Source organism: Roseovarius bejariae, from assembly GCF_009669325.1.
GTDB classification, from domain to species: Bacteria; Pseudomonadota; Alphaproteobacteria; order Rhodobacterales; family Rhodobacteraceae; genus Roseovarius; species Roseovarius bejariae.
The window spans coordinates 2,492,056-2,511,806 of record NZ_SZWE01000001.1 but is presented as its reverse complement, the minus strand read 5'-3'; the positions used below and the strand labels follow the sequence as shown (position 1 = coordinate 2,511,806).

Below are 19,751 nucleotides of genomic sequence, written 5' to 3'. Positions count from 1 at the left end.
TATCTCACAAGATATGAACCGACCATGCGTTGATAATGTGGGCACCGAGACACGAGCATTTGCGGGCTGTCACGTCAGACATGCCGAGATGTCTCCACCCGATCACCCATATTTTGCCACAATAATAGAATACCCAAACGGATGAACGTCTACCGGCAGCGCCGGAAGAGAAACAACCTTGAAAGGATAGGCCATGAGATTGGTTTTTGGACTGGTGCTTATTGTCGGGGTCGGCCTTGCCGGATTCTCGGTCTATATGGCCAAGAACTACATTCAGGGCTACCAATCACAGCTTGCCCAAGAGCGCGCCCAACGTGCGCCCGCGATTGAAACGGTTGAAATCTTCGTTGCAAAGCGGCCAATTGAATACGGTCAGCGCGTGATGAAAGACGACGTACGCCTCACGAAATTCCCCAAGGAATCGCTTCCCGAAGGTGTGTTCCTTAAAGAAGAAGATCTTTTTCCCGAGGGTGACGACGAGCCCCGCTCGGCCCTGCGGGCAATGCTGCCGAACGAAGCGATCCTGGCAAGCAAAGTCACCGGTGCCGGTGAAGAGGCGGGGATCACATCGCGCCTCGACCGCGGAGAGCGTGCCTTTGCCATTAACGTCGATGTTTCCAGCGGCGTCTCTGGGTTCTTGCGCCCTGGCGATCGTGTCGATGTATACTGGACAGGAAACATTGGCCGCAGCGGCGCGCGGACCGAACGCAATTCAGTTGGCGAAGTGACCAAGCTCATAGAAACCGGTGTCCGCCTGATCGCCATCAACCAATCGGCCAATGTCGACATGACCGAAGCCGTGATTGCCCGCACTGTAACCGTCGCCGCGCAACCGCATCAGGTTGCCGCCTTGGCGCAGGCCCAGTCGACAGGTCGCTTGTCCCTGTCGCTTGTGGGGACCAAGGATGACACGGTGGCCGAAGCGATCGAGGTTGATCAACGCCAACTTCTTGGTATCGCCGCGATGGAGCCCGAACCTGAGCCGGAACAGCGCAAAGAGGTTTGCACCATTCGGACACGCCGCGGTGCCGAAGTCATCGTCAGCGAGATCCCCTGCACGAACTGATCCGGATGCATATCCAATCGAGAACGGGGCGTCTGGTTCAGGCGCCCCGTCGCTTGTCGGCAACACTTTCGACAGTTTCACGACAATTTCGCCTCAAAACCCATTGATTCTTGAAAATAAATTCGAATTGCCGCAGACTACCTCAAAATCCGGGCGGTAAGACCCGACAATTTGAGGCGTGATCGGAAAGGCAGGTCACATGAAAAAGCTAGGTTTTATTAGGGCCATCCTGCTTGGGTTGGCTGTGGCGTGCGGTCCAATCGCGACCTCGGCCATTGCAGAAAACATCACAGTTGTACGCAAAGGAGCAAACCGCGATCTGAGCGTACCAATGAACCGCGCAGTTGTTGTTGAAAGCGATGTTCCCTTCGCCGAACTCAGCATTGCAAACCCGTCAATAGCGGACTTTTCAACGCTTTCGGATCGCACGATCTATGTTCTGGGCAAGGCGCCCGGACGCACGACATTGACGCTTCTGGATGCCAATGGGCGCCTGATCACCAATGTCAACGTCAGCGTCGCGGCCGATATTTCGGAATTCAAGGAACGCTTGCGGCAAATCCTGCCCGGCGAAAAGATTGAGGTCCGCTCGGCCAACGACGGTATCGTCCTTTCTGGCAGCGTCTCCAGCAACGCGCGTATGGATCGCGCGCTTGAACTTGCCAAACGCTATGCCCCCGAACGTGTTTCGAACCTGATGGTGGTGTCCGGGAAACAGCAGGTCATGCTCAAGGTGCGCTTCGCCGAGATGCAGCGCAGCGTTTCCAAAGCACTTTCTTCTTCTCTGTCCATCGATGGGCGCAGCGGATCGGGCCTTGGCGTAATTGGCGGAACAAACAGCACAGCCACACAGGGTAGCATTCTCAACACGATCGGCGGTGCCGTTCCTGGAACAAATACCAACAATGCGGCCTTCGCATTCGGGTTTGATGTCGGTTCCGTAGAAGTTGGCATCCTTCTGGAAGCCCTTGAAACAAAAGGCGTTGTTCGCACTTTGGCTGAACCGAACCTGACCGCGCTTTCCGGGCAGGAGGCGACATTCCTTGCCGGTGGCGAGTATCCAATCCCGGTGGCTCAGGACAACGATTCAACCACGATTGAATTCAAACCCTTCGGTGTCGAGCTGAATTTCGTACCGCGTGTCGTGGATGAAGACGTTATAAATCTGGAACTGGCCGCGGCCGTGTCCTCGATTGACCCGACCAACGGGATCACGACCAATGGTTTCAACGTGGATGCCTTCCGCCGTCGCGACACCTCGACAACGGTGTCGTTGCGCGACGGTCAGAGCTTTGCAATCGCCGGGCTTCTGCAAGACGATTTCCGCGACACCAATGGCCAAGTCCCATGGCTGGGCGACGTGCCGATCCTTGGCACCCTCTTCCGCAGTGCCGATTACGCCCGCTCGCAAACCGAACTAGTGATCATTATTTCGGCGCACCTTGTCACGCCCACTCGCGGCGAGGCATTGGCCCTTCCGACCGACCGGGTCAAGCTACCGTCCGAGAAGGATTTGTTCCTCAACGGACGCGTGGCCAAATCCGCGGATCCGACCAGCAAAGCCGGAGAAGTCGCCAAACAAGACTTCAGCGGCTCTTATGGCTATGTGATGGATTGACCGAAAGGCAGGAGCACATGAAACACCTTATCGCAACTGCGGGGCTTGTCGCTCTCACCGCGTGTTCATCCTCACCAGGCGAGGTCTACCGCTCATATACCCACGAAGCCGGGTCACTGGTCGACAATGGATCCTTTGGCAACGCCAACATGAACAACCACCTCGTGATGACCGGCGAGAAGGGGTATGTCTTCGACCTGTCGAACCGTTTTGCGAAAGAGGTGCTCAGCACTGTCAACTTCGCGTTCAATTCGGCACAACTGGACGCCGGTGCGCGCGATACGCTGCGCGAACAGGCCCATTGGATCAAGCAATTCCCCGAGGTTCGGTTCCGCGTTTACGGCCACACCGACAAGGTCGGATCGAATGCATATAACAAAGCGCTCGGCCTACGTCGTGCCAATGCCGTCGTGAACTATCTCGTGGCGCAAGGGATAAGCCGCAGCCGCCTCGAAGCCGTAGCCTCCTTCGGCGAAACTCAACCGCTTATCGTGACTCAAGGTCGCGAACGTCGTAACCGCCGGACGGTTACCGAAGTGTCCGGCTTTGTCCGTTCGCATCCCATCGTAATGCAGGGGAAATACGCCGAAGTCGTTTACCGCGAGTACATCAACAGTGCAAAACCAGCGTCCGACCTCCAAAATGTATCGGAACAAGAGGGCCTCGGCACCCCATCCGGTGGGTGATCGACGGATACAATCGCAATCTCCCTGTCCGGCCAAGGCCGGGCCACCTCAAAAGACCCGCCACAATGGCGGGTTTTTTTTGTCCGCGATCATCGCACAAATACGGTTTTTTGGCCCAAATGTTGCCTAGATTTTCAGTGAGGTTAGGCACAGGCAAGAGAGTCTCCCGCTGAGACGAAGCGCCCCGGTTAATCTGACCTCATGGTCATTTTGCAGAAGGGCAAAGCGGCGGGATGGTTTCGCAAAATAATGACGAGTGGTTCGATGACACAGACAGAACTCAGCCCGATCGTCGCGTGCACGATCAGCCGCGATGTCCAGAACTTCGATCTTTTGATCGAGGATATGGAAACTGCGCTTGGCGAAAACTGGGGCGACCTGGGGTTCGCTGAGTCCCTCGCGTTCTTCAACCAACCCGAAGCTGATTCACTGGAATTCGTCGCGGTTGCGATAGATGAAACCGACGAAGACGATCTCGTTCTTCTGGGGGAAATCATCTCGCTGGCGAATGCGCGAGGAATCAAGGTGATTCTCATCGCCGAGGATGTCAGCCCTTCCGCCCTCCACCAACTTCTACGTCAGGGCGCGCATGAATTTGTCCCCTACCCTCTTCCCGAAGGCGAATTGCAGGCAGCGATCGAGCGCCTTCAGAAAGAGGAAGAGGCCGCCGCAGAACCCGCCCACTCGCCATTCAACAACTCGGAACGTGTCGGTGACGGCGTGCTTCTGGCCGTACAACCAATTTCTGGCGGGACCGGGGCCACAACGCTTGCGGTCAATCTCGCATGGGAACTGGCCACGGTAGAAAAAAACAATCCGCCACGCGTTTGTCTGATCGACCTCGGTCTGCAAACCGGATCAGTCGCCACCTACCTCGATCTGCCCCGCCGCGACGTCGTCTATGAAATGTGGGCCGATACCGATGCAATGGACGAGGACATCTTCAAACAGGCGCTTGCAACATTCGATGACAAGCTTTGGGTGTTGACCGCACCGACGGACATGCTCCCGCTTGATTTGATTTCATCAGAGGACGTCAGTCGTGTTCTGGAACTTGCACGGCTGCATTTTGACTATGTCATTGTCGACATGCCCTCGACCCTCGTGCAATGGACCGAAACCGTTTTAACTTCGGCACAGGTCTATTTCTGCACCTTGGAGCTGGATATGCGCTCGGCACAGAACGCATTGCGTCTCAAGCGGGCGTTGAAGTCAGAAGATCTGCCCGTCGAGAAGCTGCGATATTGCCTCAATCGCGCCCCTAAATTTACCGATTTGAACGGCAAAAGCCGTGTCAAACGCCTTGGCGAAAGCCTTGAAATCGGCATCGAGGTGCAACTCCCCGATGGAGGCAGGCAAGTGTCGCAAAGCTGTGACCAAGGTACACCGCTGGGCTCCTCCGCAGCAAAAAACCCGCTGCGCAAGGAAATCGCAAAACTGGCCAGCTCCTTGCACGAGCTGGGCAAAAACGAAGCTGAAGCCGCCTAAGGAAAGGGACGCACCGCGATGTTCTCGAAGTATAAGAAAGCCGCGCCCAAGAAACCGGCCCCGGCCCCCACCACCGCGCCTGTTGAAGCACCCAAAACACAGCCCGTGGAACAAGTTCAATCGCTACGCCGCCCGACACAGAAAGTGGCGGCGCGTCCCGTGACCGAAGACAAGGATCGCAAGCGCAAGGAGCGGCTTGGTGAGATCAAACTGGAACTGCACCGCGCCCTTCTGGACAACCTGAACCTCGCCGCCCTTGAAAGCGCAAGCGAGGCGGACTTGCGTGCCGAGATCAGCTCGATCGCCGGTGAGGTCCTGGAAGAACGCGGGATCGTCCTTAATCGCGAAGATCGCACAACCCTGACCCAAGAACTCTATGACGAGGTGCGCGGCCTCGGGCCACTGGAAACCTTGCTGCAAGACGACACTGTCAACGACATCCTGGTCAACGGTCCACAGCAGATCTTCGTTGAACGCGCGGGTAAACTCGAACTCAGTGACGTGACCTTCAAGGATGAAAAGCACCTGTTGCGGATCATCGACAAGATCGTCTCCGCCGTCGGTCGCCGGGTGGATGAATCAAACCCCTATGTCGACGCCCGTCTTGCCGATGGGTCACGTTTCAACGCCATGGTGCCCCCGATCGCCGTGGACGGTAGCCTTGTCTCGATCCGGAAATTCAAAAAAGACAAGCTGGGTATCGATGACCTGGTGAATTTCGGTGCCTTTTCCGAGGAAATGGCCGCCTACCTTCAAGCCGCGGTTGCCACCCGCCTGAACGTTATCGTCTCGGGCGGGACGGGTTCAGGTAAGACGACCACGCTCAATGCCCTGTCGTCTTTCATCGACAACTCCGAACGTATCCTGACGATCGAAGACACCGCCGAACTTCAGCTTCAACAGGTCCACGTCGGGCGCATGGAAAGCCGCCCCCCCAACGTCGAAGGCAAAGGCGAGGTCTCGCCCCGTGACTGTCTGAAAAACGCCCTGCGGATGCGCCCTGACCGTATCATCGTGGGTGAGACGCGGGGCGAAGAGGTGATCGACATGTTGCAGGCCATGAACACGGGCCACGATGGCTCCATGACCACGATCCACGCCAACAACGCACGCGATGCCGTTAGCCGCCTTGAGAACATGATCGCAATGTCCGGTATCGAAATGCCGATCAAGGCGGTCCGCAGCCAGATCGCCTCGGCTGTCCACCTCATCGTGCAGGCCAGCCGCCTGCAAGATGGCTCACGCCGCATGACATCGATCACCGAAGTGACCGGCATGGAGGGTGATGTGATCTCGATGCAGGAAATCTTCCGGTTTCAAAGGGTCGGCCTGACACCCGACAACAAGATCATCGGCCACTTCACCGGTACCGGCGTGCGGTCGAACTTCTCAGAACGTTTCCGCCTGTGGGGATACGACCTTCCCCCCAGCATCTATGAACCCATCGCCGCGGAGTAATACAAATGAGTCTCAGTGCAGAACCGATCATCTATGGCCTCATCTTCATCGGGGTCCTGGTTCTCGTCGAGGGCCTGTACCTGACGGTCTTTGGCCGGTCGATCAGCCTTAACAACCGCGTCAACCGGCGGCTTGAGATGCTCGACAAGGGCGGCAATCGTGAAGAGGTGATGGAAAAGCTCCGAAAGGAGATGCAACAGCACATCAAGGCGCGAAAAGTCCCGCTGTATGCGATTCTATCGGAGAAAGCGCAAAAGGCCGCCATTGCCTTTACCCCCAAACAGCTCGTCATGCTGATGGTCGGTGTCAGCATCATTGCCTTCATCGGATTGTCTGTCGGCACGGCTACCAGTGTCCCGGTCCGCGCACTGGTCTCCGTCGCCATGGGAGTTGGCGGCATATACATGTGGATCAACATGAAGGCCAACAAACGCATGGGCCTTCTGGAAGAACAACTGCCCGACGCAATCGAACTCATGGTGCGGAGCCTGCGGGTCGGCCATCCCTTCGCCTCGGCCGTCAGCATCGTGGCCAACGAAGTCGCCGACCCCCTCGCGACCGAATTCGGCATGATCGCCGACGAGGCCGCCTATGGCCGTGACATGGGCGAGGCCCTGACCGAAATGGCCGAACGTCTGGACATGCAGGATTTGCGTTTCCTTGCCGTGGCCGTGACCATTCAACAGCAATCGGGCGGTAACCTTGCCGAGATTCTCGATGGTCTGGCCAAGGTGATCCGGGCACGTTTCCGCCTGTTCCGCCGGGTAAAAGCCATCACTGCCGAGGCGCAATGGTCAGGCAAGTTCCTGTCCGGCTTCCCGCTGCTTGCACTTGTCGGCATTCAGCTTCTGGACCCCAATTACTACGACTCGTCCATCGATCACCCCTGGTTTATCCCGGCCTGTCTGGTTGTGGGGGCCTTCCTGACGGTCAATCTGTTCGTCATGCGGGCGCTTGTGAACATCAAGGTTTAAAAGGACACCGTCATGCAATTCCTTTCCAACATGCAAACCATGCTGACCGACCTGATGGGCCCCTTCGGACCGCTTATCGCGGTCGGGACACTCGGTGTGATCCTGGTTCTCGTAACGATCCCCCTGCTTATTCAAGATTCGAAAGACCCTCTGGAAAAGCTCAAGAAAAATTCGCGCGACACCCAAAGCGAGTTGCAGCCGAAGAAGAAACTGCGCACCGGCACCCGGAACGAGAAGCTGGACAAATACGCCAACTTCCTTGAGCCGAAAGATGCCAAGCAACTGTCTCAAATCCGCCTGACACTGATGCAGGCGGGCTATCGCAGTCGCGATGCCGTGCGCTACTTCCATTTTGCTCAATTCGCGCTTGGCCTTGGGTTCCTTGTGCTGGGTGTCTTGTATTTCCTCATCTTCGTATCCGGCGATGAAGCCACCACGCAGCAGACGCTGATGTACATCCTCGGCCCTGGTGCTATTGGCTACATTCTTCCCAAAACCTGGGTCAACAAACGTCTGCAACAACGCCAGGAAGAGATCTCCAACGGCTTTCCCGACAGTCTCGACATGATGCTGACCTGCGTGGAAGCGGGCCAATCCATGGATCAGGCGATCATCCGGGTCGCGCGTGAAATCCGAGTTTCTTTTCCCGCTCTGGCCGAGGAATATGAAATCGTCGCCCACCAGATCAAGGCAGGCCGCGACAAGCCCTCCGTGCTCAACGAAATGTCCGACCGCTGCGGGGTGCAAGACATCTCCAGTTTCGTCACAGTATTGATCCAGTCGCAGTCTTTCGGGACATCAATTGCCGATGCCCTGCGGGTCTATGCGGGGGAAATGCGTGACAAACGCGTCATGCGCGCCGAAGAAAAAGCCAACAAGCTGCCAACCAAGATGACATTGGCCACCATGATGCTTACAGTGCCCCCATTGCTGATTATTCTGGTGGGTCCATCGGTCCTCGGGATTATGGAGCTATTAGGGCAAATGAAATAACCGACGGCATCAAGGGTGCGATGATACGGGCAAGCGCCACTTCTTTTCTGATCCTCGCCCTGGCCGGATGCACCGGACAGGGCGAAACTGTGTCAGGTGACAATCCCTATGCCCCCGGCGTGGCCAAGAATGGCGAGGCCGTCGATGGCATGATCGTCGGGCACCGTCTGATGGATGCCGGCGAATACGAGCTGGCGATTGACGCTTACTCGCGTGCCGCCGTGACCCAAGGCATGACAGCGGAGGTGATTGCCGGCATCGGCAGCGCCAACCTTGCCCTTGGCCGCCTCGGCACCGCCGAACGCCTGCTCCGTGATGCCATCGAGAAAGACGAAGACGCCCCGGAAGTGTGGAACAACCTCGGCGTTGTCCTCATGGAACGCGGGAAAACCGCCGAAGCGGCACAGGTATTCCGTCGCGCATATGCCATAGACAATGGCCAAAGTGACTCAATTCGCGACAATTTGCGGTTAGCACTCGCAAAATCGGAAAATTCCGATTATGGTGAACGAAAAGAACAAGACTACAAATTGGTACGGCGGGGTAGCAGCGACTACCTGATCCGCAAGATACCATGATCGAGGCGAAGGCAGTAAAAGGACGCAAACATGCGCCACCCTATTCTTCTTTCCATGTGCGTTGCAGGCGCATTCACCGTTTCGGCATGCTCTGAAACCGAAGGGCAAGACGTGGACCGCGCTTTTCAAGGCGTGAATGTCGTTGATGAGACCAACCTCAACGATGTCATGCTTTCCGTGGCCGACCCGAACGAGGCCGTCGCCTATTTCCAGCGGGCCGTGGGGGAACAACCCAAACGTATCGACTTGCAACGCGGTCTGGCCAAGTCACTCATCCGTGCCAAGCGCTTCACCGAGGCCGTACCGGCATGGAAAAAGGTGACCGAACATGACGAAGCCACCGACGATGACCGCGTCGATCTGGCCGATGCGCTGATCCGCAACAACGAATGGGACCGCGCCGACACCGTTCTCGATAGCATCCCACCCACCTTCGAAACCTTCAAACGCTATCGGCTTGAGGCGATGATCGCCGACAGCAATCAGGAGTGGAAGAAAGCCGACAGTTTCTATGAAACCGCCGTGGGCCTCACGACCCGGCCGGCCGGCGTGATGAACAACTGGGGATATTCCAAACTGACCCGTGGGGATTTCGCCGCCGCCGAAAGCCTGTTCTCGGATGCGATCCGCCAGGATGACAGCCTATTCACCGCCAAGAACAACCTCATTCTGGCGCGTGGCGCGCAACAGAAATACTCGCTACCGGTTATGTCCACATCACAGGAAGAGCGCGCGCAACTTCTCTATACCCTTGGGCTTTCAGCCATCAAGCAGGGCGATACCGGCATCGGCAAGGGCCTGCTGCGTGACGCCATCGACACCCACCCGCAGCACTTCGAAGAAGCCGTGCGTTCACTGCGCGCGCTCGAAGGCTGACCTTCCGGTTCGGGTAAAGGATTCCGGGCATGCAAATTGACGCCTTTCAGGCCATGCTGTTTGCGCTGTTCTGCGTGCCGATCAGCATTCTCACGTTTTACATAGACATGAAGTACAAGCGGATCGCGAATGCGACCGTCTGGGCGCTTTTCGCCGTCTTCGTGATCATCGGCCTTGCCACCCTGCCCCTACCGGATTTCCTCTGGCGCTTTGCAGGTTATGCCATTGCTTTCATCTATGGCTTCCTAATGTGGATGGCCCGGCAAATGGGTGGTGGCGACGTGAAATTCATGGCAGCGGTAGCCCTTTTCGTGCATCCCGGAGACGCGGGCATAGCCATATTCATCCTTTTGGCGGCGCTCATCGGATCGACCCTCGCGGTGTTGATCACCATGCATTCCCCGCTCAAGGATCTGGCCCCCCATTGGGCCACTTGGGAAAAACTTGACCCCACGAAAACCGACGCTGTCGGGAAGGGCAAGAAACTGACCATCCCCATGGGCACGGGGCTTGCATTGGCTCTTTCCAGCTACTTGGTTCTGGGCGCGTTTCTGGGGCAGTAACGCGCGCCCCATGCCCCTGCAACGCCCGCGCGAGAACATATTTTCACCCAAGTTTTGCGGCACCGTCACAGCAACCCGACAGGCTCGGGAATTGCAACCATGACAAAAACACGGGCAATACACCATGAACATGCAAGTCAGCCAAGGCGTTCAGCCGCCCCCGCCGCCCAGCAGCCTTGAAGACATGCAACTCCCCATCGTGATGATGCGGGACATCCTTCTCAAGACCATGTTCCGCAAGAACGTCACCGAGGTTAGCGAACTGGCCGAGGCCGTTTGCCTGCCTCGCGCTGTAACACAAGAACTGGTGGACATGGCCCGCAAGCAAACACTGTTGCAGGCCACGGGCACGCTGAACGCCAACAATTCCAGCGGCGAAATGGGCTATGAGTTGACAGACGCGGGCAAGACCCGCGCACTCGATGCCCTGGCCCAATCGGAATACTTCGGTGCCATGCCGGTGCCGCTGTCCGTCTACCGTGAACAAATCCAACGCCAATCCATCCGCGACATCCAGATCACGCGCGATGACCTGACCGGATCCATGGGCCACCTCGTGCTGCCGGAAAATCTGCTCAGCAACCTCGGCCCGGCGGTCTCATCGGGGCGTTCGATCCTGATGTATGGCCCACCGGGCAACGGGAAATCCAGTATCTCAAACGGTATCCGCGACGCCATGGGCGACAAGATTTATGTGCCCCGCGCCATCGAATATTCCGGTCAGGTTATCACCGTCTACGATCCCATCGTGCACTCCAAGGCCGAGGTCGAGGTCGATGATCCCAACAGCCTGCGCCGCAAGCGCACCTTCGACACACGGTACGTCCGCTGTGAACGCCCGACCGTGATCACCGGCGGCGAACTCAGTCTCGACATGCTTGACCTTGTCTATAACCCGACGGCCCGCACCTATCAGGCGCCGCTGCAACTCAAATCCACCGGCGGCATCTTCATCGTCGACGACTTGGGTCGTCAGGCCGAACCGCCGCAAAGCCTTGTGAACCGCTGGATTGTTCCGCTGGAAGAAAACAAGGATATCCTCGCCCTGCAATCCGGCGAGAAATTCGAAGTGCCCTTCGATACGCTGGTGATCTTCTCGACCAACTTCCACCCCAACGAGATCTTCGACCAAGCCGCCCTGCGGCGTATCTTCTTCAAGATCAAGATCGACGGGCCGAACCAGCAGAACTTCCTGAAGATTTTTGCCATGGTCGCCAAGAAGAAAGGCATGCCACTGGATGAATCGGCACTGGTGCATTTGCTCAAGGTCAAATACCCCACCATTGACAACATCTATGCCAACTATCAGCCGAACTTCCTGATCGACCAGATGATCGCGATCTGTGAATTCGAGGGCATCCCCTATCAAATGACCCCGGACCTGATCGACCGGGCATGGGCGAACATGTTCGTCAAGGACGAAAAAATTGTAAAATAACGCCAAGTGGCCGCCAGAAGAGGGCCGCGGGACACCGCGGCCTTTTGTTATTCAGCAAAAATCGCCTTCAGGATTTCACCTTGTGCGCCCCGGTCGCCGCCCGACAGGCTGGCGATGGTTTGCTGCGGATCGGCATCAAAGCCCGCCGCTGCGAGCCGCGACAGGACCAAAGGCTCCTCTTGTCCGGTCAGGGCGATCACCTTGACCACCGGGGCTTTTGCCAAGCCGTCCATGACAACCGGAACCGGGCTCCCCGAGGATCCGGCCAACGGCAGGAACGAAGCGACCAAAACAATTGCAAAACCCGCCATCACGCCGCGCGCAAGGGGACGTTTCAGATACCCCTTGAAGGCCCGGTAGTTCACCGTGAGATGCGCCAGAACCCCGGCCACAAGCGCCCAACTCAACCATTCATGCGCGGCCTTGTTCAACCCGGCATCGAGATGGAAAAACATCAAAACACCGGTCACGGCAGACAGGAGGAAGGCACCGATTGTGACGGGGGTTGCAAACTGGCGTAGGGTGGGCATGGATAATCCTTTCAAGATACTCTCTTTTGCCTTGTTCAACGCGCATCGCCGACTATCCCGTCGCGCGAATACTGCATAGCCGTCATGCTGTGTTGAACATCGTCCTTGCCCCATGTTCACGGCCCGTCAGCGCGCTATATTCTTCCCCATGCGCGACCTGCCCGACACAATTCACCACTGGTTTTCCGATCGCGGCTGGTCCATCCATCCGCACCAACAAGAGATGCTGGACCGCTCCGCAGATCCTGCGACGCTTCTCATTGCGCCAACGGGTGGCGGCAAGACATTGGCGGGGTTTTTGCCGACGCTTGCGGAACTGTCGGAATACCGACGTGATACCGACGTCATACATACCCTCTATATTTCGCCCCTGAAGGCACTTGCCGCAGATATCAAACGCAATCTGATGGCCCCCATTTCTGAGATGGATTTGCCCATTCGGGTCGAGGATCGCACCGGCGACACCCCCGCCAGCCGCAAGCGGCGGCAACGCGCTGCGCCGCCTGACATTCTACTCACCACACCGGAAAGCCTTGCATTATTAATATCTTACGAGGATGCGCCGCGCATGTTCGCGGGCCTTCAACGGGTGGTGATTGATGAAATCCACGCACTGGCCGAGTCCAAGCGCGGCGATCAATTGATGCTGGCCCTCTCCCGGCTACAGGCAATTTGCCCCGGCCTGCGCCGCGTCGGGCTGTCTGCTACCGTTGAAGATCCTGATTCTATTGCGAAATTTCTAGCCCGCCATCCCGACCCGTGCCATATCCTCACCGCTGATCCGGGGCCCGAGCCGGATATTTCCATGCTTGATATCTCGGAAGCCACGCCCCCTTGGGCGGGTGGCGGCGCGGCATATGCCATCCCCGCGGTGCTGGAGGAAATCAAGCGCCACAAGACCACACTGATCTTCCATAACACCCGCGCTCAGGCGGAAATTTTCTTCCATAATCTGTGGCTTGCCAATGACGAAGGTCTGCCAATCGGCATTCACCACGGCTCCCTTGACCGCACACAACGCGAACGGGTCGAGGCCGCCATGGCCCGTGGCGACCTGCGCGCGATCGTGTGCACCGGCTCGCTTGATCTGGGTATCGATTGGGGTGATGTCGACCTTGTCATCCAACTGGGAGCGCCCAAAAACGTCAAGCGCCTCGTTCAACGCATCGGCCGCGCCAATCACCGCTACAACGCCCCATCCAAGGCCCTTCTGGTTCCTGCAAATCGCTTTGAGGTGATCGAGTGTCAAGCCGCGCTCGAGGCGGTCCAAGCCCATGATCTGGATGGAGAAAATCGTGGGCCCGGTCCACTGGATGTCCTGTGTCAGCATATCCTGATCGCCGCATGTGCCGGACCATTCAATGCGCAAGTGCTTTATAACGAGGTCCGCACCGCTGGCCCCTACGCCAAGCTTGCACACGAAGATTTCAACGATTGCCTCGAATTCTGCGCCACCGGCGGCTACGCCCTACGCGCCTATGACCAATGGCAACGCCTCAAACAAGACACCAATGGCCAATGGCACCTGCGCGACCCGCGCAGCGCGCGCCTGATCCGTATGAATATCGGCACAATTCAAGACACCGACACCCTCAAGGTCCGTATAAGACGGACACGCGGCGGCAGGCCCTTGGGCGAGATCGAAGAAGGCTTTGCCGCCTCCCTCACCCCCGGCGATACATTCCTGATCGGCGGGCAGATCGTCAAGTTTGAATCCTTGCGCGAAATGGTGGTCGAAGTCAGCCGTGACAAAGGCCGCAAGCCTAGGATCGCTACCTTCATGGGCACCAAATTTGCCACCTCGACACAGCTAAGTCTTCGTATCCTGCACATACTCGATCAACCTGACTGGCCAGAACTGCCCAACCACACGCGAGACTGGATCGCCCTGCAAAACAAGGTTTCCCGGCTTCCAGAGAACCGCCATTTGCTAATCGAATCCTTCCCCCATGAAGGCCGCGAACACACCTGCGTCTACGGCTTTGCGGGCCGCAATGCACAGCAAACTTTGGGCCTCATTCTCACCAAACGGATGGAGGACATGGGCCTCGCGCCTTTGGGCTTCGTCTCAACCGACTATGCGACCTTGATCTGGGGACTTGAACCGCTCATTGACCCCAGCCCACTTTTTGACGCGGATGCCCTGCGGGATGGCCTTGACCAATGGCTCGCCGGGAACGCCCTGATGAAACGCACCTTCCGCGCCTCTGCCACCATCGCGGGCCTGATCCAACGCAATACGCCGCAAGCCCGGAAATCCGGGCGGCAAGCCACCTTTTCCTCCGATATTCTCTATGACACTCTCTCGAAGTATGACCCTGAGCATCTCCTCCTGCGGATCACACGCCAAGAGGCCATGCGCGGCCTGATCGATTTTGGCCGAATCGAGGGAATGCTCGCCCGGATCGACGGCCGCATTGACCTGCACCGCCTAGAACGCGTCAGCCCTTTCGCCGCTCCATTGTTACTCGAAGCTGGCCGCACCCCCATCGAAGGCAGCGCACAAGAGCGCTTGGTCGCTGAAGAAACCGCACGCCTGATGCGTGCCGCAGGGCTTGCTGACTGACTGTTGCAATCCTCACGCACCCAAGGCAAGCAATGCAAATGAATGGGTATAATTTCACTTTGGCTGGTGTTGAACTTGTCGCCTTGGCCTCCGGGGCACTTTTTGCACCTTCCAAATCATGGCTTTGCGTGTCTGATTTACATCTTGGCAAATCAGAACGCCGCGCCCGCATAGGAGACCCCCCACTTCCTCCTTACGAGACAAGAGATACCCTGACGCGGTTGGAGGTGGACCTGAAAACCACGCGCGCCACCACGGTGATCTGCCTCGGTGACAGCTTTGATGACGCCCTCGCTGCACAAGCTTTGCCAGACGAGGAAAAGCTATGGATTGCAGCGATGCAGGCGGGGCGGCGCTGGGTCTGGATCGAGGGCAATCACGATCCGGGTCCTTTGGAACTGGGCGGGGCACACATGAACGAACTGCCGCTTCCGCCACTCACATTTCGCCATATCGCACAGTCCGGCCAAAGCGGCGAGGTTTCCGGCCATTACCACCCGAAGGTCACGCTTCGTCCACGCGGTCGGCCCGTGACACGACCTGCTTTCCTGGTCGACAGCGACCGGATCATCATGCCTGCATACGGGACCTACACCGGCGGTCTTCGCAGCAGTGATCCCATTCTCAGCACTCTGATGCGCCCCGAAGCCCTAGCCATATTGACAGGGCCAGTTCCCCAAGCCGTGCCAATGCCGCGTTAATCCAAAAGGCCCTCCACCTCTAGCTTGGGTCGATATTTGCGGCTTACCGGAACCCTATCGCCATTGGTCAAGACGATGAAAATCTTCCCGGGTTGACTGCGGTCTACCGTTTCAATCGCCGTGCGCGCGACCCAATGAGATCGGTGTGTGCAATATCCCTCGACCGGGTCCATCTCGTCGATCGCATCGGACAGCCGCAAACGCAAGGTTTCCCGTGCCTCGGGCGTGACCACTTCAACGTGGTGATCCTTACCGGAAAGTCGCAAAATCGGTCCGGTCGTCGATGCAGACAAGCGCCGATAAAGACGCGGGTTCTCATGGCCTACCGGTGAGTAATATCGCACCTTTGGTTCCAGTTCTGGTTCAAGATATGATCCCGGCTCACTTGGGCTGATATGCCGCCGGACCACAAATACAAGTCCAACGATCACGAGAGTATGCAGCGCAACGTTCAGTAAATCGACCGATGGAACCCCCGAAAGGGTGTCAACCGTTCGGCGCATCATCCATATCAACGGGGCACAAATCGTAGTCGTTAAAAGAGTGGCGATGATATCAAAGCCAAGCGGCCTGTCGTACCCTATCCAGGCCGCGGTCACAGCCCGCACCGAAACCCCGATACTCAAGGCCACGAAGGTTATCGCGAACCAATACAACGACCGCGCCGGCCAAGCCATCAAGGCGTCTGTCCCGAAAGGCCCGGATATAATGGCAACAAGCGATGTGCTGACCCAGATAAACAGGGTCAGAGGCCGAACCAGAATTGACAACGACCAAAAGACCTCTTCACGCAACCTGCTGAAAAACACAACACACCCCTGCTATTACCCACTGCTTAAACAGTATAACTTTAAGGAAAACAGGTGAACCCCAAGCTGGATCACAACATACTGAATACCATGGAACGACAAGGAAAATGCACGATGAACTCGGATGTCAAAATGATGATTCAACAGAGTTTCGCGTCACAATCTTTGATGCATACGCTTGGTGCAGAAATCTCGTCTCTCAAAAATGGTTCCGTAGACATCATCGCCCCGATACTCGAAAGTAGCCGCCAACAACACGGTTTTGCCCATGCGGGCCTGACCTTTTCCATCGGGGACAGTGCCGCAGGCTATGCCGCGCTTTCGACCCTGCCCGCCGGTCACGAGGTCTTGACCACCGAGATGAAGATCAACCTGCTTGCCCCGGGGAAAGGCGAGCGGTTGATCGCGCGCGGCAAGGTCATCAAACCCGGTCGCCGCCTGATCATCGTGCAATCCGATGTCTATGCCATCGAAAATGACATCGAAACGCATGTTGCCCTGATGACCGGCACCATGATGCCACTCTCCCCGAAATAGGAAACCCCGCGCGGGCTGCGCGGGGTTTCATGAAACACGAGGGCCGAAACCTTCAGGCGGTGAGCCCCTCGGGCTCGGACAAGCCATTGGCGCGGCAGCAGGCCGTCACGGTATTGGCCAACAGGCAGGCAATGGTCATCGGCCCCACGCCACCCGGAACAGGCGTAATCGCACCGGCCACCTCAGAGCAACTGTCAAAGTCGACATCGCCAACCAAACGTGTCTTGCCCTCGCCCTTCTCGGGCGCGTCGATCCGGTTGATGCCCACGTCGATCACCGTCGCACCCGGCTTGATCCAGTCACCCGGAACCATCTGCGGGCGGCCTACGGCGGCCACAACGATATCGGCGCGGCGGACAACGTCGGCGATATCCTTGGTGCGGCTATGTGCAATCGTCACGGTGCAGCTATCGCCAAGCAAGAGCTGTGCCATCGGCTTGCCAACGATGTTCGAGCGTCCGATCACAACCGCGTCCAGTCCGGACAGGCTCCCGTGGTGGTCGCGCAGCATCATCAGGCAACCAAGCGGCGTGCAGGGCACCATGCTTTTCTGCCCGGTACCCAGCAACCCCACGTTCGAGATATGGAAGCCGTCCACATCCTTTGCCGGATCGATCGAGTTGATGACCAGATCTTCGTTCAGATGCCCGGGCAAAGGCAATTGCACCAAGATTCCATGCACCGCCGGATCGTTATTCAGCTTGTCGATCAGCGCAAGAAGGTCCTCTTCCGAAGTCTCCACATCCAGCTTGTGTTCGTAAGAGTTCATGCCCGCTTCGACGGTCTGTTTCCCCTTCGAACGCACGTAAACCTGGCTGGCCGGGTCTTCCCCCACCAGAACCACCGCCAAACCCGGGGTGATCCCGTGCTCTTCTTTCAAGCGCGCCACGTGGCCCGCTACCTTTTCCCGAACCGTGGCCGCAAAGGCCTTCCCGTCAATGATCTGCGCCGTCATGTCTTATCCTTCGTCATAGGCAAAGGCGGGGAACCCCCCGCCCTACACAAGATATAGGCCGGGGTTTTACCCCGGCCTGCTCTTAGAACAACCCTTCGATCTCACCTGCGTCATTGAGGCAGATCTTCTCGGCCGCAGGTGTACGCGGCAGGCCCGGCATCGTCATGATCTCACCGCAGACCACCACGACAAAGCCCGCCCCGGCGCTCAGGCGCACCTCGCGCACCGGCACCGAATGGCCGGTCGGCGCGCCACGCAGGTTGGGATCGGTCGAGAAGCTGTACTGCGTCTTCGCCATGCAGACCGGCAGGTTGCCATAACCCTGCTCTTCCCACAGCTTCAGCTGATCGCGGATTTTCTTGTCGGCTAGAACCTCGTCCGCACGATAGATGCGCTTGGCGATGGTTTCGATCTTCTCGAACAGCGGCATTTCGTCGGGGTAGATCGGGCCAAAGTTGGCGTTCCCCGCATCCACGACTTCGACCACTTTCTTGGCAAGGTCTTCCGACCCTTCCGACCCCAGCTCCCAGTGACGCGACAGGACAGCCTCGGCGCCATGCTCGGCGACATAGGCTTTCACCGCTTCGACTTCGGCATCGGTATCGGTCACGAAGTGGTTGATCGCCACGACGACCGGAACACCAAAGGATTTGACGTTCTCGATGTGGCGGCCAAGGTTGGCGCAACCGGCCTTCACCGCATCCACGTTTTCCTGACCCAGATCTTCCTTGGCAACACCGCCGTTCATCTTCATCGCCCGCACGGTGGCAACCAGCACCACAGCCGAGGGCGCAAGGCCCGCCTTGCGGCACTTGATGTTCATGAACTTCTCAGCGCCCAGATCGGCACCGAAACCGGCTTCGGTCACCACGTAATCACTGATTTTCAGCGCGGTGGTGGTGGCGATGACCGAGTTACAACCATGCGCGATGTTGGCGAAGGGTCCACCATGCACAAAGGCCGGGTTGTTTTCCAGCGTCTGCACGAGGTTCGGCTGCATTGCGTCCTTCAGAAGAACCGTCATCGCGCCTTCGGCCTTGATGTCGCGGCAGTAAACCGGGCTGCGATCACGGCGATAGGCCACGATCATCGCACCCAGACGCTCTTCGAGGTCCTTGAGGTCTTTCGCAAGGCAGAGGATCGCCATGACTTCCGAGGCCACGGTGATGTCAAAACCGCCTTCGCGCGGGAACCCGTTGGCAACGCCGCCGAGGCTGACGTTGATCTGACGCAGGGCACGATCGTTCATGTCGACCACGCGGCGCCATTGCACGCGGCGCACGTCGATTTCCTGCTCGTTGCCCCAGTAGATGTGGTTGTCGATCATCGCCGACAGCAGGCTGTGGGCACTGGTGATCGCGTGGAAATCGCCGGTGAAGTGAAGGTTCATGTCCTCCATCGGCACGACCTGCGCGTAACCGCCACCTGCGGCCCCGCCCTTCATGCCGAAGTTCGGGCCCAGCGAGGCTTCGCGGATACAGATCATCGCCTTCTTGCCGATACGGTTCAGGCCATCGCCCAGACCCACTGTGGTGGTGGTCTTGCCCTCACCCGCCGGTGTCGGGTTGATCGCGGTGACAAGGATCAGCTTGCCGTTCTCGTTGCTCTGCACCGAGTTGATGTAATCTTGGCTCACCTTGGCCTTGTCATGGCCATAGGGCAGCAGGTGCTCGCCGGGAATACCCAGCTTGTCACCGACCTCTTGGATCGGTTTCTTGTTTGCTTCGCGCGCAATTTCGATATCGGACTTGTAGCTCATGGTGCTTCCTCTGCTGGCCGCCCGGCGGTTTTCACTACCCCGGCTATAGCGGGTCTACCGCGGCATGCAGATTGCGAATCCGACATATCCAGTTTCTGTTGCGGCGGCCTGCCGCAGTTGCGTTTCGTTTCGGAAACGCGGGAAGCGATGTCACAT

18 protein-coding genes are annotated in these 19,751 nt (G+C 57.8%); 14 read left to right on the top strand and 4 right to left on the bottom strand.

All coding sequences use genetic code 11. The annotated features are described in order from the left end of the window. The first annotated feature begins 193 nt into the window (after nt 1–193). The 11 genes from cpaB (at nt 194) to FDP25_RS11995 (ending at nt 11,738) form a co-directional block, all read left to right on the top strand. Complete coding sequence (cpaB, locus tag FDP25_RS12045; RefSeq protein ID WP_154152030.1) at nt 194–1,066, top strand: Flp pilus assembly protein CpaB; 873 nt, start codon at nt 194–196, stop codon at nt 1,064–1,066. A gap of 199 nt (nt 1,067–1,265) precedes the next feature. Next, nucleotides 1,266–2,684, top strand: coding sequence for a type II and III secretion system protein family protein (locus FDP25_RS12040; RefSeq protein ID WP_154153447.1), 1,419 nt, complete (start codon nt 1,266–1,268; stop codon nt 2,682–2,684). Nucleotides 2,685–2,701: 17 nt separating this feature from the next. Next, nucleotides 2,702–3,370 (top strand): OmpA family protein, encoded by a 669-nt coding sequence (locus tag FDP25_RS12035; protein WP_154152028.1) that lies wholly within the window; start codon nt 2,702–2,704, stop codon nt 3,368–3,370. A 264-nt stretch (nt 3,371–3,634) separates the two neighbouring features. Beyond that, nucleotides 3,635–4,858, top strand: coding sequence for a CpaE/TadZ family protein (locus FDP25_RS12030; protein WP_425500512.1), 1,224 nt, complete (start codon nt 3,635–3,637; stop codon nt 4,856–4,858). An 18-nt stretch (nt 4,859–4,876) separates the two neighbouring features. Next, on the top strand, nt 4,877–6,316 hold the full coding sequence (locus tag FDP25_RS12025; protein WP_154152024.1) for a TadA family conjugal transfer-associated ATPase: 1,440 nt from the start codon (nt 4,877–4,879) through the stop codon (nt 6,314–6,316). 5 nt (nt 6,317–6,321) lie between these two features. Next, the gene (locus tag FDP25_RS12020) at nt 6,322–7,290 is read left to right on the top strand and encodes a type II secretion system F family protein (RefSeq protein WP_154152023.1); all 969 of its coding nucleotides are present in this window, start codon (nt 6,322–6,324) and stop codon (nt 7,288–7,290) included. A 12-nt stretch (nt 7,291–7,302) separates the two neighbouring features. Next, the gene (locus FDP25_RS12015; protein ID WP_154152022.1) at nt 7,303–8,283 is read left to right on the top strand and encodes a type II secretion system F family protein; all 981 of its coding nucleotides are present in this window, start codon (nt 7,303–7,305) and stop codon (nt 8,281–8,283) included. Nucleotides 8,284–8,303: 20 nt separating this feature from the next. After that, complete coding sequence (locus FDP25_RS12010) at nt 8,304–8,861, top strand: tetratricopeptide repeat protein (RefSeq protein ID WP_154152021.1); 558 nt, start codon at nt 8,304–8,306, stop codon at nt 8,859–8,861. Between the two features lie 30 nt (nt 8,862–8,891). Further along, nucleotides 8,892–9,737, top strand: a complete 846-nt coding sequence (locus tag FDP25_RS12005; protein ID WP_154152020.1) for a tetratricopeptide repeat protein — start codon at nt 8,892–8,894, stop codon at nt 9,735–9,737. Nucleotides 9,738–9,766: 29 nt separating this feature from the next. Continuing rightward, entirely contained in the window at nt 9,767–10,300 is a 534-nt protein-coding gene (locus FDP25_RS12000; protein WP_154152018.1) for an A24 family peptidase, read from the top strand. 124 nt (nt 10,301–10,424) lie between these two features. After that, nucleotides 10,425–11,738, top strand: coding sequence for an ATPase (locus tag FDP25_RS11995; RefSeq protein WP_154152016.1), 1,314 nt, complete (start codon nt 10,425–10,427; stop codon nt 11,736–11,738). Between the two features lie 47 nt (nt 11,739–11,785). Here FDP25_RS11995 and FDP25_RS11990 read toward each other — a convergent pair whose 3' ends face one another. Continuing rightward, nucleotides 11,786–12,268, bottom strand: a complete 483-nt coding sequence (locus tag FDP25_RS11990; protein WP_154152015.1) for a DUF4405 domain-containing protein — start codon at nt 12,266–12,268, stop codon at nt 11,786–11,788. Nucleotides 12,269–12,416: 148 nt separating this feature from the next. Between FDP25_RS11990 and FDP25_RS11985 the strand changes: the two genes are divergently transcribed. After that, nucleotides 12,417–14,834, top strand: a complete 2,418-nt coding sequence (locus FDP25_RS11985) for a ligase-associated DNA damage response DEXH box helicase (protein WP_154153444.1) — start codon at nt 12,417–12,419, stop codon at nt 14,832–14,834. Nucleotides 14,835–14,872: 38 nt separating this feature from the next. Beyond that, the gene (gene pdeM / locus FDP25_RS11980) at nt 14,873–15,535 is read left to right on the top strand and encodes a ligase-associated DNA damage response endonuclease PdeM (RefSeq protein WP_154152013.1); all 663 of its coding nucleotides are present in this window, start codon (nt 14,873–14,875) and stop codon (nt 15,533–15,535) included. Here the strand turns inward: pdeM and FDP25_RS17410 are convergent. Next, nucleotides 15,532–16,344, bottom strand: a complete 813-nt coding sequence (locus FDP25_RS17410; RefSeq protein WP_172982794.1) for a LytTR family transcriptional regulator DNA-binding domain-containing protein — start codon at nt 16,342–16,344, stop codon at nt 15,532–15,534. The two genes, pdeM and FDP25_RS17410, sit on opposite strands and share 4 nt — an antisense overlap. 132 nt (nt 16,345–16,476) lie before the next feature. Between FDP25_RS17410 and FDP25_RS11970 the strand changes: the two genes are divergently transcribed. Further along, nucleotides 16,477–16,881 (top strand): PaaI family thioesterase, encoded by a 405-nt coding sequence (locus FDP25_RS11970; protein WP_246175827.1) that lies wholly within the window; start codon nt 16,477–16,479, stop codon nt 16,879–16,881. Nucleotides 16,882–16,933: 52 nt separating this feature from the next. On the opposite strand, the gene folD is transcribed toward FDP25_RS11970, so the two are convergent. Both folD and FDP25_RS11960 read right to left on the bottom strand, forming a co-directional pair. Then, complete coding sequence (folD, locus tag FDP25_RS11965; protein WP_154152007.1) at nt 16,934–17,836, bottom strand: bifunctional methylenetetrahydrofolate dehydrogenase/methenyltetrahydrofolate cyclohydrolase FolD; 903 nt, start codon at nt 17,834–17,836, stop codon at nt 16,934–16,936. Nucleotides 17,837–17,918: 82 nt separating this feature from the next. Further along, nucleotides 17,919–19,595 (bottom strand): formate--tetrahydrofolate ligase, encoded by a 1,677-nt coding sequence (locus FDP25_RS11960; RefSeq protein ID WP_154152005.1) that lies wholly within the window; start codon nt 19,593–19,595, stop codon nt 17,919–17,921. Nucleotides 19,596–19,751 lie beyond the last annotated feature (156 nt).

Excerpts from the sequence above, each read along its gene's own strand:
- FDP25_RS11985 (WP_154153444.1), top strand. The coding sequence starts at position 12,417 with ATGCGCGACCTGCCCGACACAATTCACCACTGGTTTTCCGATCGCGGC.
- FDP25_RS11995 (WP_154152016.1), top strand. The coding sequence starts at position 10,425 with ATGAACATGCAAGTCAGCCAAGGCGTTCAGCCGCCCCCGCCGCCCAGC.
- pdeM (WP_154152013.1), top strand. The coding sequence starts at position 14,873 with ATGAATGGGTATAATTTCACTTTGGCTGGTGTTGAACTTGTCGCCTTG.
- FDP25_RS12035 (WP_154152028.1), top strand. The coding sequence starts at position 2,702 with ATGAAACACCTTATCGCAACTGCGGGGCTTGTCGCTCTCACCGCGTGT.
- FDP25_RS12015 (WP_154152022.1), top strand. The coding sequence starts at position 7,303 with ATGCAATTCCTTTCCAACATGCAAACCATGCTGACCGACCTGATGGGC.
- folD (WP_154152007.1), bottom strand. The coding sequence starts at position 17,836 with ATGACGGCGCAGATCATTGACGGGAAGGCCTTTGCGGCCACGGTTCGG.
- FDP25_RS12040 (WP_154153447.1), top strand. The coding sequence starts at position 1,266 with ATGAAAAAGCTAGGTTTTATTAGGGCCATCCTGCTTGGGTTGGCTGTG.
- cpaB (WP_154152030.1), top strand. The coding sequence starts at position 194 with ATGAGATTGGTTTTTGGACTGGTGCTTATTGTCGGGGTCGGCCTTGCC.
- FDP25_RS12000 (WP_154152018.1), top strand. The coding sequence starts at position 9,767 with ATGCAAATTGACGCCTTTCAGGCCATGCTGTTTGCGCTGTTCTGCGTG.
- FDP25_RS12010 (WP_154152021.1), top strand. The coding sequence starts at position 8,304 with ATGATACGGGCAAGCGCCACTTCTTTTCTGATCCTCGCCCTGGCCGGA.
- FDP25_RS12005 (WP_154152020.1), top strand. The coding sequence starts at position 8,892 with ATGCGCCACCCTATTCTTCTTTCCATGTGCGTTGCAGGCGCATTCACC.
- FDP25_RS12020 (WP_154152023.1), top strand. The coding sequence starts at position 6,322 with ATGAGTCTCAGTGCAGAACCGATCATCTATGGCCTCATCTTCATCGGG.
- FDP25_RS12030 (WP_425500512.1), top strand. The coding sequence starts at position 3,635 with ATGACACAGACAGAACTCAGCCCGATCGTCGCGTGCACGATCAGCCGC.
- FDP25_RS11990 (WP_154152015.1), bottom strand. The coding sequence starts at position 12,268 with ATGCCCACCCTACGCCAGTTTGCAACCCCCGTCACAATCGGTGCCTTC.
- FDP25_RS11960 (WP_154152005.1), bottom strand. The coding sequence starts at position 19,595 with ATGAGCTACAAGTCCGATATCGAAATTGCGCGCGAAGCAAACAAGAAA.
- FDP25_RS12025 (WP_154152024.1), top strand. The coding sequence starts at position 4,877 with ATGTTCTCGAAGTATAAGAAAGCCGCGCCCAAGAAACCGGCCCCGGCC.
- FDP25_RS11970 (WP_246175827.1), top strand. The coding sequence starts at position 16,477 with ATGATGATTCAACAGAGTTTCGCGTCACAATCTTTGATGCATACGCTT.